At 33.2% G+C, this 16,498-nt stretch carries 16 protein-coding genes; 10 read left to right on the forward strand and 6 right to left on the reverse strand.

Annotated features, from left to right (window positions below):
• The first annotated feature begins 179 nt into the window (after positions 1 to 179).
• The 7 genes from ACUN3A_RS09115 to ACUN3A_RS09145 are packed head-to-tail and all read left to right on the forward strand — an operon-like array spanning position 180 to position 7,059.
• Complete coding sequence (locus ACUN3A_RS09115) at positions 180 to 845, forward strand: hypothetical protein (RefSeq protein ID WP_445550976.1); 666 nt, start codon at positions 180 to 182, stop codon at positions 843 to 845.
• A gap of 32 nt (positions 846 to 877) precedes the next feature.
• The gene (locus ACUN3A_RS09120) at positions 878 to 1,387 is read left to right on the forward strand and encodes a phage tail protein (RefSeq protein WP_445550977.1); all 510 of its coding nucleotides are present in this window, start codon (positions 878 to 880) and stop codon (positions 1,385 to 1,387) included.
• 25 nt (positions 1,388 to 1,412) lie between these two features.
• A complete protein-coding gene (locus tag ACUN3A_RS09125; protein WP_445550978.1) occupies positions 1,413 to 1,919 on the forward strand; it encodes a phage tail protein in 507 nt (168 codons plus the stop codon).
• Positions 1,920 to 1,967: 48 nt separating this feature from the next.
• Positions 1,968 to 2,483: a phage tail protein gene (locus ACUN3A_RS09130; RefSeq protein WP_445550979.1), complete on the forward strand. Its 516-nt coding sequence runs from the start codon at positions 1,968 to 1,970 to the stop codon at positions 2,481 to 2,483.
• 13 nt (positions 2,484 to 2,496) lie between these two features.
• On the forward strand, positions 2,497 to 2,991 hold the full coding sequence (locus ACUN3A_RS09135; protein ID WP_445550980.1) for a GNAT family N-acetyltransferase: 495 nt from the start codon (positions 2,497 to 2,499) through the stop codon (positions 2,989 to 2,991).
• A 23-nt stretch (positions 2,992 to 3,014) separates the two neighbouring features.
• Positions 3,015 to 3,314 (forward strand): DUF6916 family protein, encoded by a 300-nt coding sequence (locus ACUN3A_RS09140; RefSeq protein ID WP_445550981.1) that lies wholly within the window; start codon positions 3,015 to 3,017, stop codon positions 3,312 to 3,314.
• A 28-nt stretch (positions 3,315 to 3,342) separates the two neighbouring features.
• On the forward strand, positions 3,343 to 7,059 hold the full coding sequence (locus ACUN3A_RS09145; RefSeq protein WP_445550982.1) for an Ig-like domain-containing protein: 3,717 nt from the start codon (positions 3,343 to 3,345) through the stop codon (positions 7,057 to 7,059).
• A gap of 129 nt (positions 7,060 to 7,188) precedes the next feature.
• Here ACUN3A_RS09145 and ACUN3A_RS09150 read toward each other — a convergent pair whose 3' ends face one another.
• A complete protein-coding gene (locus tag ACUN3A_RS09150; RefSeq protein WP_445550983.1) occupies positions 7,189 to 7,584 on the reverse strand; it encodes a peptidase in 396 nt (131 codons plus the stop codon).
• Between the two features lie 326 nt (positions 7,585 to 7,910).
• Here ACUN3A_RS09150 and ACUN3A_RS09155 point away from each other — a divergent pair, with 326 nt between their 5' ends.
• Positions 7,911 to 8,084, forward strand: coding sequence for a Sec-independent protein translocase subunit TatA/TatB (locus tag ACUN3A_RS09155; protein WP_445550984.1), 174 nt, complete (start codon positions 7,911 to 7,913; stop codon positions 8,082 to 8,084).
• Positions 8,085 to 8,378: 294 nt separating this feature from the next.
• Here ACUN3A_RS09155 and ACUN3A_RS09160 read toward each other — a convergent pair whose 3' ends face one another.
• From ACUN3A_RS09160 to ACUN3A_RS09180, 5 genes are all read right to left on the reverse strand, one after another.
• Complete coding sequence (locus tag ACUN3A_RS09160; RefSeq protein ID WP_445550985.1) at positions 8,379 to 9,185, reverse strand: ABC transporter ATP-binding protein; 807 nt, start codon at positions 9,183 to 9,185, stop codon at positions 8,379 to 8,381.
• A 231-nt stretch (positions 9,186 to 9,416) separates the two neighbouring features.
• Positions 9,417 to 10,304, reverse strand: coding sequence for a nitrate ABC transporter permease (ntrB, locus tag ACUN3A_RS09165; protein ID WP_445550986.1), 888 nt, complete (start codon positions 10,302 to 10,304; stop codon positions 9,417 to 9,419).
• Positions 10,305 to 10,415: 111 nt separating this feature from the next.
• A complete protein-coding gene (locus tag ACUN3A_RS09170) occupies positions 10,416 to 11,648 on the reverse strand; it encodes a CmpA/NrtA family ABC transporter substrate-binding protein (RefSeq protein ID WP_445550987.1) in 1,233 nt (410 codons plus the stop codon).
• Between the two features lie 28 nt (positions 11,649 to 11,676).
• Positions 11,677 to 13,122, reverse strand: a complete 1,446-nt coding sequence (locus ACUN3A_RS09175) for an alginate export family protein (protein WP_445550988.1) — start codon at positions 13,120 to 13,122, stop codon at positions 11,677 to 11,679.
• Positions 13,123 to 13,438: 316 nt separating this feature from the next.
• Positions 13,439 to 14,143: a Crp/Fnr family transcriptional regulator gene (locus ACUN3A_RS09180; protein WP_445550989.1), complete on the reverse strand. Its 705-nt coding sequence runs from the start codon at positions 14,141 to 14,143 to the stop codon at positions 13,439 to 13,441.
• 584 nt (positions 14,144 to 14,727) lie between these two features.
• On the opposite strand from ACUN3A_RS09180, the gene ACUN3A_RS09185 reads away from it, so the two are divergent.
• Positions 14,728 to 15,090, forward strand: a complete 363-nt coding sequence (locus ACUN3A_RS09185; protein WP_445550990.1) for an S-adenosylmethionine decarboxylase family protein — start codon at positions 14,728 to 14,730, stop codon at positions 15,088 to 15,090.
• Positions 15,091 to 15,094: 4 nt separating this feature from the next.
• Positions 15,095 to 16,294 carry a DUF4178 domain-containing protein gene (locus tag ACUN3A_RS09190; protein ID WP_445550991.1) on the forward strand — a complete coding sequence of 400 codons (1,200 nt, stop codon included), beginning with the start codon at positions 15,095 to 15,097 and terminating at the stop codon, positions 16,292 to 16,294.
• The last annotated feature ends 204 nt before the right edge of the window (positions 16,295 to 16,498 follow it).

Here is a 16,498-nt window from a genome sequence, read left to right on the forward strand (position 1 = left end):
CAAATATTTTTATAATACTAGTCAATTACTTATAATAAGAATTTTCTCTTAAAAAAAATCGACTAACGACAAAAATTAACGATTATTGTAATTTTAAAAACAATAATTTAACTATTTATCATTTTTTATAGTGTTTTTACTATTTTTACCATAATTTTATTACTAATAAAACATTGTTTATGATTGATTTAACACGTAGAAATTTTATCAAAAATGTTGGATTTGTAGGTACTACAACTCTTTTTTGCGGAGGTTCCCTTCTTGCTCAAAATACTTACGGTTCTATTTGGGATTCAGACAATGAAGAAAAAAATATTTTATCCCGATTCTCAAAATCTAATTTTTCCGACATTCTTTCTGATGCAGGACTTTTAGCTTGTTATAAGAAAGCAAGTTTAAGTTGGGAAAAAATAGGATACAAATCTTCTGGAAATTTTTGTTACAGTTCTGAAGACAATCAACTAAAAATGTTTCCAATGCATCTCCATGTAAATGGTTCTGGAAAATTAGATGATGTCTTGTTATGTTTTGGAAAAAACTCTAACGGGGAATGGAAAACACTAAAATCATTGTCAGGATTTGATTTAGAAGCAATAACTGTGGCGATGAAAGAATTGAAAAAAGCCAACAGTTCTGTAGATTTATCAAAATATCTATTTCCTTCTCCCATCCAGAACTTTAATCCTTATGGTTTCGAAACAATAAAAGGTAGCGTATTTTTAAAAACACAACTTTGTCAAAATCAAACTTCAATAAAAATTGTTGTAACAGAAGGATTAAATATCGTTTTTCAAAAAGAAATAATTTCCCAACATAGTCTTTCTGTAAATTCTGTTTTGGTCTAAAATATAAAGTATTAATATAAAATAGTCTCAATATGGCAGAACCGTTTTTATCTGAAACAAGAATTATGTCTTTTAATTTTGCCCCAAAAGGATGGGCATTGTGTAATGGACAACTCTTACCTATAAATCAAAATCAAGCCTTATTTTCTTTATTAGGAACAACTTTTGGGGGTAATGGTCAAACCAATTTTGCATTGCCTGATTTGCGTGGAAGAACTCCGATCCATTTTGGAAACAGTTTTACACTAGGTCAAAAAGGTGGTGAAGAAGCTCATACACTCACCATAAATGAAATGCCAATACATCAACATATTTTAAACAATACAAATCAGGCGGTAAGCTCTAACATTCCTGCCGCAGGAAATTCATTAGGGAATACTGCTCCAAATCAGGTGTATAATACTTCGGGGCAAAACCCAGTGGCTATGAACTCTGCTTCAATTTCAAATGTTGGAGGCAGTCAGGCTCATTTGAATATGCAACCTTATTTGACTTTGAATTTTTGTATCGCCCTGCAAGGTATTTTTCCTTCTCAAAATTAATTTATAATTCTAAAAAAAAACAATTATGGCACAACCTTACGTTGGTGAAATTAGAATGTTTGCGGGAAATTTTGCTCCTGCTGGATGGATGTTTTGTGAAGGACAACTGCTTCCTATTTCAGAAAATGAAACATTGTTTCAATTAATCGGTACTACTTATGGAGGTGATGGAGAAAGCACTTTTTCATTACCTGATTTACGCGGCCGTATTCCTATTCACAATGGTAATGCCTACGTTTTAGCCCAAACAGGCGGTGTAGAAGAGGTAACACTTACTACTACGCAGATTCCGGCGCATTCCCATGCATTATTAGCTACTACTGACATCGCAAATAGCGCCAGTCCTGCAAATGCCTACTTAAGTGCTACCGCTACGGGTAATAAAATATATTCGACAACAAGCCCGACAATACCGTTAACTACTCAGGAAATAAGTTCGACTGGCGGCAGTCAGCCTCATACTAATTTTCAACCGTATTTATGTGTGGATTTTATTATTTCATTATTTGGTATATTTCCTTCTCCAACATAGAATAATAGAAAAACATTTTTTAAATTTTTAATAAAAAAATAAAATATTATGGATCCATTTGTTGCTGAAATACGCATATTTCCATTCAACTTTGCGCCAAGAGGTTGGGCAATGTGTAATGGACAACTTATGCCACTTTCTCAAAATACGGCACTTTTTTCTTTACTAGGTACTACTTATGGTGGGGATGGAAAATCTACTTTTGCACTACCCGATTTGCAAGGCAGAACGCCTATGCACCCTGGACAAGGACCTGGATTATCTTTACATGATTTAGGTGAAACTGGCGGCAGTGAAACAGTCTCCTTACTTCAATCTGAAATACCTGCACATAATCATAACTTTTCTGTTGCCAGTTTGAATTCTCAGTCTACAACTCCTTCAAATAATATTTTAGGACGTGGTAATCCTTTAAAGGTTTATACTTCAGGAGGAGCTATGACAGCAATGGGTGCGAATTCAATTGCACCATCAGGGGGTAGTTTACCGCATAATAATATGATGCCTTATTTAACAATGAATTTTTGTCTCGCACTTCAAGGGGTTTATCCTCCCAGAAGTTAATTAAGTATTTCAGTTGGATTTAGAGATAAAGAATATTAATCTTCGCAACATTCACGAAAGTGATTTGCCAATTTTGTGTGAAATATACGGAAGTACCCGTACAGAAGAACTAGAAAAAGGAACGAATTGGAACGAAGAACAAAAAAAGTATTTTATTGAGCAACAGTTTTTTGCTCAGCATGAGTATTATCAAAAAAATTATATAGGAGCAAAATTCTATATAATTGAAAAAGAAAATGTTGTCATCGGAAGATTGTACATTGATTATTTTTTTGAAAAAAAAGGCATCCGAATTATAGATATAACTTTATTGCCAAATTGGCGACAAAAAAATATTGGAAACACAATTTTGACTGAAATAATAAAAAAGGCAATAATAAAAAACATGGCGGTTACCATTCATGTAGAAAGTTTTAATCCTGCCATGAATTTATATAAAAGATTAGGCTTCCGTAAAATTAGCGAAACAAATGGTGTTTACCATTTAATGGAATGGAGTCCAAAATAAAATTAAATAACAAAATATAATGCATGGATATAGCTTTACTAACTTCAAACGATTTTGATACATTGATTAATAATGTGTTTACAATTCGTATTTCGGATGAAGTCCAGCTAGACGCAGAATTAATCGAAGTAACAAAACTGAATAATTATTCGCCTTTAGAAAGAAATCCTTTTTCGATAGTGTTTCGTACTGATCAAAAAAATGAATATTACGAACAGGGAATTTTTACAATTGTACATCCTGAAAAAGGTGATTTACAATTCTTTCTAACTCCATTAGGTTTTGATAGTGTTGGAATGAAATATGAAGCTGTCTTTTCTTAAATAATGCTAACTCATTTAAATGAAAAAAATGAAAAAAAACAAACTCTTAGTTATTATAATACTACTCGGATTCCTAACATTCGGAATGACATACAGTGGTTTTATTAATAAAAACTTTGTTGCTCCATTAGCAAAACAATTAACAGGGTCTAAAAAAGAATCTGTAAATAAGACCTCCCAGAAAAAAAACAAATTGTTTTTAACCACAGAAAAAGCAAGTGTAAATAAAGTTGTTGCTGCAACTATTTCTGTTACTAACGCAGTCGCTGTAAACGGTGGAGGAAATGCTGTACCAGGCTCACAACTTGATTTTACTCTTACTCTAGGTAATAGTGGAGCAAGTGATGCAACAGGAACTACTTTTCAAGATATTTTGGATACCAATTTAACATTGGTTCCTGGTTCTCTAAAAGCAACTCCAATTGCAGTAAACGATACCTATAATAGTATTGGAAATGTGGGAATAACTGTAACTGCAGCCGGAGGTGTTCTAACAAATGATGTTAGTCCTGACGGAACTGCCTTAACAGTTACTGTACTAGCAAACCCAACCAACGGAGCAGTAACTTTGGCCTCAAATGGTTCTTTTACATATAATTCAAATGTAGGTTATTCTGGTACTGATAGTTTTATGTATACCCTAACAAGCGGTAGCGGAAAAACAAGTACGGGAACTGCAACCATAACAGTTTTACCAGCAATATATTTTGTAAACAGCACAGTAGCAGTAAGTGGAACCGGTACATTGGCAAGTCCTTTTAAAGCCGTACAGAATGTCCCAGTTTCAGCAACAGCTTCAGTTTTTATTTATACAGGTACAGGAAGCAGTGGTACTACTTTGACTTTATCAGACAATCAAAAATTAATTGGTCAGGGAGCTACAGCCAGTTTAGCATCAATATTAGGCATTACAGTCCCGACTTATAGTAATACTTTACCAACAACTGGAGGAACGAGTCCAACTTTTTCGGTTTTAAACCTTAAATTAAATAATGATATAGAAGGAATTACACTTACAGGAACTACCGCAACAATGGCAGGCACAAGTGTTGGAGCTCTAAAAGTAAGGGATGTAACAATTGCTTCAACTGGGGCTATTCCTGTCAATATAGCTGCTGGAGGAGTATTAGATTGTATTTTCAAAAGCATTTCTGCAAATGGAGGTTCTAAGGGAATATCTGTATCAAATGCTACTGGAATTTTCCAAGTTGTCGGAACTGGAACTACTGCAGGATCTGGAGGAACTATTCAAAACATAACGACCAAAGGCGCTGAATTTATTTCATGTACCAATGTGACGCTTAAAAACATAACTTTTCTTAATTCGAATACATCAGGAGCTTGCAGCACACCAGCTGTAGATAATTCTTCTTGTAATGGTGCCATCCATTTAAAATCGGTGACCGGAGTTGACTTAGACAATATCTCGATTACAGGCACTAATAATGCAACGGGTATAAACATAAATAATGTAACTACTTTTTCTCTTAAAAACAGTACGCTAACCGGTTGCGGAAGCAATACCGGCAGTCCAGACGTTGGCGGTATATATGCTTTGAACCTTGGAGGAACCTGTTCTATAACCAACACAAATGTTAATGATTCATGGGGACGAGGTTTTTATGCCTACAATGGTATTCTTTCTACAAATCCTACGTTGAATTTGACCGTAACCGGATGTCAATTTAAAAATTCTTTTAACAGAGCAAATGGTGCCAGCAATTTTATTTTTCAGGGTTATGGATCTTCTAACAATACTTTAGTTTTAAAAGGAAATGATTTTTCTAACGCTAAAACATATGGCTTGTCATTACATTTTGGCGGTAGTTCAATAAATACTATTCAGGTAGGAGGAAATCTTGTCGCCGATGGAAATACTATAAATGCTGCACTCTCAAGTCCCGGCAGCAATGGTTTAGAACTACAGGCAACTGGAACATCAACCGTAAACTATAATGTGATAAACAACACCATAAAATCAAGTTTTAATGGTGCTTTCACTTGTAATATAGGAAATCAGGGAACTGGAACTATGAAGGGAAGAATTAACAACAACGCTATTGATGGTGGATCGATTGGGTCATCCTGCAATGGTATCTCTGTTGCTGCCTATGGAAATGGTAAACATATAACTGAAATTTTAAACAATATCATTACCAACATTACGAACTACGGTATCGTTTCTGAAGCCAATGATAATGGTGTATTAGGTTCTGCCCGAATGGATGCCACCATAAAAAATAACAACATTAGTTTAGTAACAAATGCCTACGCACACGTTGGAGTAATTGCTGTTGCAAATTTCTCAACAAGTCCTTTAATAAGTGCCGCAAACATAGGTGGTAATACAACTAACAGTCCTGTTACAGGTTTGGCTGCGGGCAGTTTCGATGTTCTGTCCTTAGGAACAAGCAGTCAGGTTATTTTGCAAGGTACAGCTGCTTATTCAAATGGAAGTGGTGACAGAACTGTTGCTCTTACTACTTTTTGGAACGCTAACAATACCGGACCAAGAACCGCTATAGACGAACAAGGTGGAGGCACAATTGTTTCGGGAACTGCTTTGGTACCGGACAATCCATCAGCCTCAAAAATTGTAACTACTCCTACTATAGAGAAAGAATTAGTTACAACAACTGAAACTCAAAATAATACTGCAAACAATCCTTTAACATCAAAGATTACTTCAAAAACATTATCTGGAGAAACCCTTTCTGTTGGACCATTTACGTTGCCTGCCGGAAAAAGCACTATCATAACTTTTAGCGCAACGGTTAATGCTGCTGCCTCTTTGCCTGCAAATACCTGTCAGGTCACAAATCAAGCATCAGTAAGCGGGTCTAATTTTACAACTGTTAACTCTAATATTACAACAACATCAATTAAACCTGCAGATCCTACATTTACATTTTCTACCCAAAATATCCCTTGTTTAGGATCTACTACTGTGACTTTAAATGCGACACCTCCATCAGGTACAACTGCTACCTGGTATACTTCCTCATCTGGAGGACAAAGTTTTGCTACAGGAAATTCAGTAACTGCAACCCCTACAGTTAACAATACAAATTATTATGTAGCTTCTGAAACTGCTTATTGTACAAGTAACAGGGTGTTAGTAAAAACCGTTACAGGAACCCCTTCAACATCATCTACCCAAACAATAACTGCATGTGATAGCTATTTCTGGTCTGAAACCAGTACTACATATAATACTTCTGGGAGTTACTCCAAAGTTGTGGGTTGTGATACTAAAATTTTGGATTTAACAATTAATAAATCATCATCAATTATTACTACAGTAGCCATGAATTCAGGTGTTATAACATCAAATCAAACAGGGGCAACTTATAAATGGTATAAATGTCCAAGTACTTTACTTTCAGGCGAAACAAACCGATCATTTACCCCACAGGCTAATGGAGATTATAAGGTTGAAATTACATTAGGGAATTGTACTGTAACTTCTAACTGTATCACAGTCAACTCTCTTGGAATTGAAGGATTAAAATCAAATGGATTTAAAATTTTCCCTAATCCAAGCAAAGGAATAGTAAATATTGTTACTCCTTATGAAGGAAGCTATGTTATAATAGATCAGCAAGGAAAAACTGTAAAATCATTTGAATTACAGGAAAATATTTTGAATACTTTGAATTTAGATAACGTATCTGAAGGAACCTATTTTATCAAAAGTATTAGCGATAGTAAAATAAAAGCTCAAAAACTTATAATTCAAAAATAATAAGAACGAGACATTAGATTTTTAAAAGTCCAAAATTGTATTTACAATTTTGGACTTTTTTATATAAGAGATTTACTTTCAATAGATAAATTACCGATAGATTTCAAATGTCACAGATTTCTAATAGTATTATCTTGTTTTCTTTCTGGAAGTTGTCTTATGTGATTGGGAATCTAATTTTTCTTCCTCATTTACTCTTTTTCTCAATTCAATTTCGTTTTGTGACGGAGACAAATCTACTGGATCTGTTGTTTCTTCAGTACTTGAAAGAATAGAATCTTTGTTGAATTTGGCATATTCTAATTCACCGTTCAGGACTTTTTGAATGGATTTGATATAAATTTCGTTTTTCTTTAATGCTTTCGAAAGGGAATCAGATTTTAAAGCTAGAACTGTAGCATTTTTTTTTAATTCCGAAGATGAATAGCCTGGAATAAATTCTCGTAACGGAGTAAAAGCAATCAATAGTGTTGTAACCGAAATAAGAAAAATGGCTCCCAAAGTAAGCGAAACAAAAACACTCATTATATTCAATTTAAAAGAAAAAATTTCTTCAAAAGTATTTTCGTTTAAAATTATTAATCGGTTTTTGATCAATAATTTGTTCCAAAACTTTTTCCTTTTTAATCGATTTTTTGGCATAATATGTGTTTAAGTGACAAATATAATGATTAAAAGTATTGTCAACACTAGCCTAATGTAAGTAGTAGTATTACAAATGCTGTAATTTTATAAAATATTTAACGCTATCTCAAACAAAAAATAGTTCAAAATCAATGCTTCTAAATTTATTCTATATACCTTTGTCCATTATATAATTACAAATTTGCTACGGCGTTAAATATTCAATCATGGGAAGATTAGGTTTACCAGAAATTCTTGTTATAATTGCAGTTGTTTTATTACTTTTTGGAGGTAAAAAAATTCCAGAATTAATGAAAGGATTAGGAAGTGGTATTAAAGAGTTTAAAAACGCTGCCAAAGAAGATCAGCCAGCTGATAAAAAAGAAGAAACTAAAGAATAATTTTTTAGCAATTCTTTCTAATATAAAAATTCCAAATTCCATATTAAATATGGAATTTGGAATTTTATATTTTAAAAAGGTCTTTCACATCTGAATTTGATTGCAATAGTAAATAACATTATCTTTACTTTGAGCCTAAAAGTAGTGACACCTTTTTATTTTCCCTTTAAAAAAAAAGATATAACAAACAGCAAGACTTATACAACCAAATATTTCTGATGCTTTTACTTTTAAAAATAATGTAGGTTAGCATTTTAAAAGCAGAAAAGACCTTTTTCAAACAAACAAAATTAACTAACTTTTATAGGCTACACCCATGTCTTCTATTGAGAAATGATCGGTTAACAGATGTAATAAATGATCTCTTAATTCAATATATTCTGGAGTTTTTACAATTTCAATTTTATTTCTTGGTCTTGGCAAATTTACTGTTACAATTTCGCGAATTGTAGATGCTGGACCGTTATGCAAAACAACGATTCGATCTGACAAAAACAGTGCTTCTTCGATATCATGCGTAATCATTATAATAGTTTTTTCTCTATTATCTAAATTCCACAGTTTTAAAACTTCGAGTTGCATTGATCCTTTTGTTAAAGCGTCTAATGCACCAAAAGGTTCATCCAGCAATAAAACGCCTGGATTGATAGCAAAAGCTCTGGCAATAGCTACTCTTTGTTTCATACCGCCCGAAAGTTGCCCTGGTAATTTATCTTTATGTTGAAACAAATTAACCATTTTAAGATTCTTAGTCACGATTTCGTGTTTCTCGGCTGTTGAACAATTCATAACCGAATCAACTGCTTGAAAAATATTATTTTCAACCGTTAACCAAGGCAATAATGAATAGTTTTGAAAAACGATTCCACGATCAGGTCCAGGACCTTTGATGTTTTGATTGTCTAATACAACCGATCCACCTGTTGGAGTTAACATCCCTCCTATCGCATTCATAATAGTTGATTTTCCACAGCCTGAATGTCCGATTATAGATATAATTTCACCTTTTTTGATGGACAAATTAATATCTTTTACTGCAATGTATTTTCCTTTTGGAGTTGGAAAAGAGATTTCCAAGTCTTTTATTTCTAAATAGCTCATCTTTTTAAGTTTTTAAGTTACTGAGATTCTAAGTTTCTAAGTTTTTTTGGGAGCAGAACATTTGTTTTTTCAAGAAGTTTCCTCCCGCTTTTCCCTACAATCTTGTGGGCTGAACCCCTGCCCACAAGGATTTTCGCTGCAATCGGGGCTAAAGAACAACATTCTGTTTTTTTAAGATATTGAGTTACTAAAATCTTAGAACCTTAGCAACTCAGTATCTTAGTAGCTTCACTAAGCTTTATAGGATACCTTGTTTTCAATCATTGTAAAAAATCCATCAAAAATAATTCCCACAAATCCGATGATAATAATCGCCGAGATTACTTTTTCTAAACTCAATGCATTCCAGCTATCCCATACAAAAAATCCAATTCCTGCACCACCAGATAACATTTCGCCGGCAACGATAACCAACCAGGCAACGCTTATACTTAATCGTAAACCTGTAATAATATGAGGCAATGTGTATGGAATAACAACTTTGGATAAATATCTCCATTTTGAAAAACCAAAAGCCTTAGCCACATTTTTGTGATCTTGTGGAATAGTTCCCACTCCAAAAGCGGTATTAATTAATGTAGACCACAATGAAGTAATGAATACAATAAATATAGTTGCGATTCCTGTATCTTTAAAAACAACTAAACCAATTGGAAACCAAGCCAAAGGCGAAACTGGTTTTAAAAACTGTACTATTGGATAAAAGATTTTCTTAAAAAAAGAACTGGCTCCAATCAAGATTCCAAATGGAATTGCTACTAAAGATCCTAATGCAAAACCTGATAAAACGGTTTTTATAGAAACCCATAATTGTAATGCAATACCTTTATCATTTGGTCCATAATCATAAAATGGGTCGCTCAACATTTCATATAAAACTGCTAAAGTTGCAGTTGGTCCAGGAAGAGCATCCTTTGTATAAAAACTTAATAAACTCCAAAATCCGCAAAAAATAGCCAATCCAATACAAGCAAATAAAATCGATTTTGCTTTTTCTAAAATATAGCGTGATGCCTTTTTAAGTGATTTTTTCTTAATTAATCCACCAATAATTTTTTTCTTAGAGTGGTTTTTTTCTTCCACTTTTATTTCGATTGTTGCTGTAGTTGAATGTGACATAATGCTTTGATTTAATGTTGTTTTTTTAGTTGCTGAGATTCTGAGAATCTAAGTTTCTGAGATTTTTAAAAGACTTAGAATCTTAGCAACTCAGAATCTTAACTTCTTATTCTAATGTTTCACCACTTTTAAATAAGCGGATGGATTTGCTGGGTTGAAAACCGTTTTGTCCATAGTAAGAGAGAAAGGTTTCATATCGTCTGTTGGGATTTTGATTTTCATACTTGTGGCCACTTCTTCATATAAATCTTGAAGAATCAATTTGTCGGCAATTGCTTTATAATTAGGCTCTTCTTTCAAATATCCAAATCGTACAAACTGTGCCATAGCCCAGATAGCGTATGATTTTCGTGGATAGTTTACCGTTCCTCCTTTGTAAAACAACATATAATCTTTGTCATATACTTCAGTTCCTTGGTTGCAGCCTAAGTTATAATCTCCCATTAGTCTGGCTTCAATAACATCGGCAGGGGCATTTACATAAGGTGCTTTCCCGATGATCGCAGCCGCTTTCTTGCGATTAGCAGGGTTGTCTAACCAGATACAAGCTTCTAGAATCGCTTTCATAACTTTCTTTAAATCTTCGCGACGGGTTTCGCTAAATTCTTTATTAACAACCAATGCTTTTTCAGGATGATCTTTCCAAATATCTTGAGAAGCAATTTGTGTAAATCCAATTCCTTGTTTTACGGCAACACCTCCCCAAGGCTCACCTACGCAATATCCGTCCATGTTACCCACTTTCATGTTGGCAACCATTTGCGGAGGCGGAATCGTAATAATTTTTAACGCTTTTTGATTTAGACCTGCTAATGACATCCAGTTTCTCAACCATAAATCGTGAGTTCCTCCTGGGAAAGTCATTGCAAAAGTTACTTCTTTTTCGGCTTTCAATTTGGCGGCAACAACTGGTGTTACTTTGTTCATTTGTTTGAATCCTACTTTTCCACAAAAGTCATTCGATAATGTGATAGCTTGTCCGTTAACGTTAAGCATCATGGCGATTTTCATTTCAGAACCTGCCTTTCCTCCTACTCCTGTGTATACTGAAAAAGGCATCGTGTAAAGACAATGAGCTCCGTCTAATTCTCCTGTTAAGATTTTATCACGAACATTTGCCCAAGACGTTTCTTTGGTTACGATAACCTCAACTCCGTATTTTTTGAATAAACCCAGTTCTTTGGCCATTACAATCGGTGAGCAATCTGTTAAGGGAATGAACCCTAATTTAATTGGATCATTTGCAACTGGTGGATTTGTTGTAAAAGAAGAGAACAAAACCACACACATTACCAACATCAAGGAGGCAAAAAGTGTACTACTGTATTTTTTAGTCTGTATCATTTTTTTTGTTTTTAAAGATTGATATCAATTACTTTTTGTTTAAAAAATTTGGCTTAATATTCACCATCACATACGCCCATTGTGGAGTTAGATTCGCGTTCGCAACATTTTTTACTTGTGCCGATGCCATAGAATTGGTTGCCTGCATGAATGAATATCCAGCTTCAATATTGATCATTTTTGTCATGTTATAAGACATTTTTAAATCAAGTTCAGTTCCCAAATAACTGTTTTGTTTTCCTCCCGCCCCGTTAGACAAAGTGTTTCCTGCCTCAAAACAATGTAAATCAGCAAAAAGAGTTAGATTATCTTTCAAGTTGTATTTTGTTTTCAAGAAGTAGTTTAGCAAACCTTGTGATCCAAAACCGCTTGAAGCGTAGAAGTAATCCATATTTCCCCAAAACTTGTGCGGTGTACCATATAATGGATCAAATTGATTGTTATCTGAAGTTGCCGTAACTGATTTTGTCCCGTCGTTTCCTGATAAATAATCAATACCAGGACTTACAAACAATTTTCTTCCCACTTGCAAAGTCGCTGTGATAGAAGTCAAATCACTGCTTAAGCTTCGACCATTTTTATCGTGACCAAATTGGTGGTACAAGCTTCCTTCAAATTTCAATTTTCGAGTAGCATTCACATTATAGTATAAACCAGTGGTGTTACGAGTCCAAATTCCTTGCTCATTTACTTTGGTAACAACTGCTGGAGTACCCGAAGTAACATTCGTATATTTATTAAAATTATCACTCAAGAACAAAAAGGAAATGTCTCCAAAGAAAAACTTCTTAGCGATATAAGCATATTCTAATGATTTGTAATTAGTTCCTAAAGCATTGGTTCCAGCGGTGTAACCTGCTGTTGTAGGCGGAACTCCATTATAAATTGTTCCTGATAATAATTCCTTGTTTTGATTAAATGCAGCTCCAAAATCGGCTGTCCATCCTTTGTTGAAATACTTCAAGATAATCGCATCATGGTAACGTGCTTGTTGTAACCAATCAAGTCCTCCCATAACTTTTTGATCATCATAAGCAATCTCTTGACGCCCTATTTTTAAAGACAGATTTTGAATGCTGCTTACCGTGTCATTCAAAATGATTTCACCCCAAGCCTCATGTAATTGAATTCCGTTATTATCAGCTGTTGTTGTTCTGTTAATTGTTGAAGCATCTTGCCCCCAAACACGAACATCTTGAACTGCTACAAAAAATTTAAATCTATATCCTGTAAACCCAACATTCAATCTTGTTCTTTGTGAAGTAAATACGGCTGTTTCCATGTCTTTAGACTGCAAAGTGCTGTATCCGTCTCTGAATTCTGTTCTTGGTCTAAATTGTCCTGATGCTGTTAACTGTGCGTTGGCTGCATTATAACCAAATAAGGCTATGGCAAGTCCTAATAAAATAGATTTTGAATTTTTCCTATCTTTTGACGATTGTCTTTTTTGAATTCTAGTATTCAAATTTTGCATGGTTAATTTGTTTTGATTAGTATGAAGCAAAGATATATACGTATTTATACTTACGTATTTGCTTTTGACAGCACAAAACAACTTTTTTGCACAGCAATAAAAACTCAAATAGCAGATAAAAAACTACCTTTTGGCAGTTTTAATTTTTTAGCCCTTAATTTTATTGACTTTATTTAATACTTAGTTTTTATAAATACTACTTATTGGCTCTATAATAAAAAAATAAATTTTAATCAAAAATCAAAAAATGAGACTTATGCCCATAAAAAAAGACCCAAAAGGGTCAATTTAAATCAAAGTGTACTAATAAAACTACTTAGATATACTTATGTTCCATTATTTCTGATTTCATTTTGTTTATTTGTTCCAAACCTATTTTCTTTCCAACCGTCTTTATTAATGATTCTCTTTTCAAACTTGAAATCACTCGCGTCACTTGTTCTTCGGTAGTACCTGCAAAATCAGCTATTTCTTTTCGGGATAAATCAAGATTAATCAATTCATTCGTTTGACCAAACTTTCTATGTATATATAATAAGGTATCAATTACACGTTCTCTCACATTCATTTGAGCAATTTTACGGATGTTATTCTCACTCTTATTCAACTCCTCAGCATAAAAAAGCATCATATCAAAAGTAAACTCTGGAATGTTTTGAAGAATGTCTAACATCACTTCATTACTAAAATTACACAAAACCGTATCTTCCAGAGCGTACGCACCAATCAAATATCGCTTGCTCGTACCAAAACCTCTAAAACCAACGGTATCACCATTTGTAGTTAATCTTACAATTTGTTCCCTGCCGTTAATTCCAGTCTTAACCGTTTTTACTTTTCCTTTGTAAACAAAATACAATCCTTGTATTGGCGCACCTTCAATAATAAATTGTTGCGACTTTTTGCACGTAAAACTATGTTTCTTCTCTATGTAACTTTGCATCTTTTGCAAATGAATATGTTTTTTAATAAAACAATTTTCATTACTGCAACTGTTGCAAATGGCTTGATTCTCTTTCATTGTAATTCTTATTACTTGTTCTTGTGATTAAAACAGCCGAAAATCTTTTTATAGTTACTCATTTGGGTCTGCCGCCATTCAATAAGATTTATTGAAAAATATGGATCAAATATTAAAATCCAAAACAAATTCTTCAATAACTGCCTTAATTCAAAGTAAATATATGCGTTTTCTACAAGAATTGATAGTTTACAAAAACTGTAAAACCACCAAAACTGTTCGAAAAAAGACTCCTTTTTTGCATATTTTTTATAAATAAACTCAAAAACACAGCTCAAACGATTGTATCATCTACTTAGAAACGCTACTTTTCAGATATTCGTAATTTTTTAAGTATAAGTAAAAATACTTAGCTTTATTTGTTTTGTAGCTTTTTACTTCTGTAAATAGAGTCTGTTTTCTACACATTCGTATTCTTTTTATTCATCCTATTTATTAATCTCTAGAAAACAAGATTATGTTGATTTAGATAATTATATAAATAACTAGTTCTAAAGAAGTTAAAATATTTTAAAAAGGAAAATAAAAAAACAATCCTAATACGACTAAAAATACTACTTTAGTAAAAAAAAAGTAATTGCTTAATGATTCAAAATGCCTATTCCCCAGGTTTACACAAACTAGTTACTCTTGAGGTTCAAAAAACAGAAAAACTACTATCCAGTGAGAACTTTATTGCTTTTTCGGAAGAGTTAATTTCAAAATTCGATCTCGAAAAAGTAGGCATTAGTCAACATGATTTTGACAATAATAGCTTTACCATTGCTATTTGTTTAAAAGAATCACATATCTGTATCCATACATGGCCAGAATTTCAACAATTAACTTTGGATGTTTATCTCTGCAATTATCTCCAGGATAATACCGATAAAGTAAAAGCGATTACCAACGCTTATATTGAGTATTTTGAAGCAAAAATTTTAAAAGATTTCGAAATTAACCGATAGTATTATGACCGTTCCTTGTTATAATTGCAATACAACAACAACTCTGGATTTTAATTTTGAGGCAATTTCTTTTGCTTGTCCCAATTGTACCCATGTTTATAGAAACACTCGGGAACAGGGGTTTAAATTTTACAATAAAAGAGAACCATATTCCTTTGATGAAAAGTTAGAATTAGGAGAAACGGGAACTTTTTATGGTAATGAATACAAAATTACTGGAATTCTTATCAAGGAAAATGAAGGTTTTGAATGGGCTGAATATATTTTAGAAGGGAAGCAAAACGATTATTTATATTTATCTGAAGCTGCTGGACATTGGATTATCCTAAACGAAATTTCTTTTGAAGAAAAAGTAAGCAGTCATCCTTTAACTGCTGAACATGAGGATATTATTTATAATCTATACGAATATTATTATCCAACATTAATTGCTGCTCAGGGATTTTTTGATTTTGATGTTTTTGATAAATTTGAGCTAATCGAATATATCAACCCGCCTTTGATGCTTTCATTTGAAAAAATGGGTCATCAACAAACCGCTTTTTTAGGAAAACACATTTCTAAAAGTGAAATTAAAAAAGCATTTGGCATCTCTAATTTACCATCCAAAAAAGGTGTCGGACAAGTACAGCCTTTTATATTCAATATTCGAAATTTAGCTTTGACATTCTGTGCTGTTGGTGTATTAATTCTAATAACCAATTGGTATCTCAACAAAGACCGTGTCGAACAAAATGTATTGAATACCGAAATTTCTTTTGATCAATTTACAAATAAAGATTATATAACTCCTTCCTTTAATTTAAATGGAAGTGCTGCTCCTTTATCGATAAGGGTAAATTCAAATGTTGATAATTCTTGGGCCAATGTGCAGGTGGCTTTGATAAATGAAAGGAATGGTGAAGAAATTTATACCAGCAAAGACATCGAATATTATCATGGATACACGGATGGTGAAAACTGGTCAGAAGGAGGACCAACCAGAGAATTTAACATATGTGGTGTGGCTGCCAGCAAATACCATTTGGCCATCACACCAATGAAAGCGACAGAAGATACTCAAAATAAATCGGTTCAAATTCAAGCAACTTGGTCGAGTCCCTCTACAAGAAATGTATGGATGGTCATCATATTCATGGTTGTATTTGTTATTGCAATGTATTATCTCGACAAAAATTTTGAAGAAAAAAGATGGAGTGAATAACAACTAATTGTATGGAAAAAATTATACTTTTTATTAAAACCAATTACCTCGTGCTGCTTTTAGGAATATTTTTCTATGGTCTTTTTGTTTATTATAACGCAACTGGAAGTAGAATCTGTGATTGCGAATCGACCGAAAATTATAAACCTAATTCTAATGGCAGAATAAGCATTAATCGTTTTTACCACAAATAATAAAATCAAA

The sequence above is a fragment of the Flavobacterium sp. WC2509 genome (assembly GCF_052683105.1).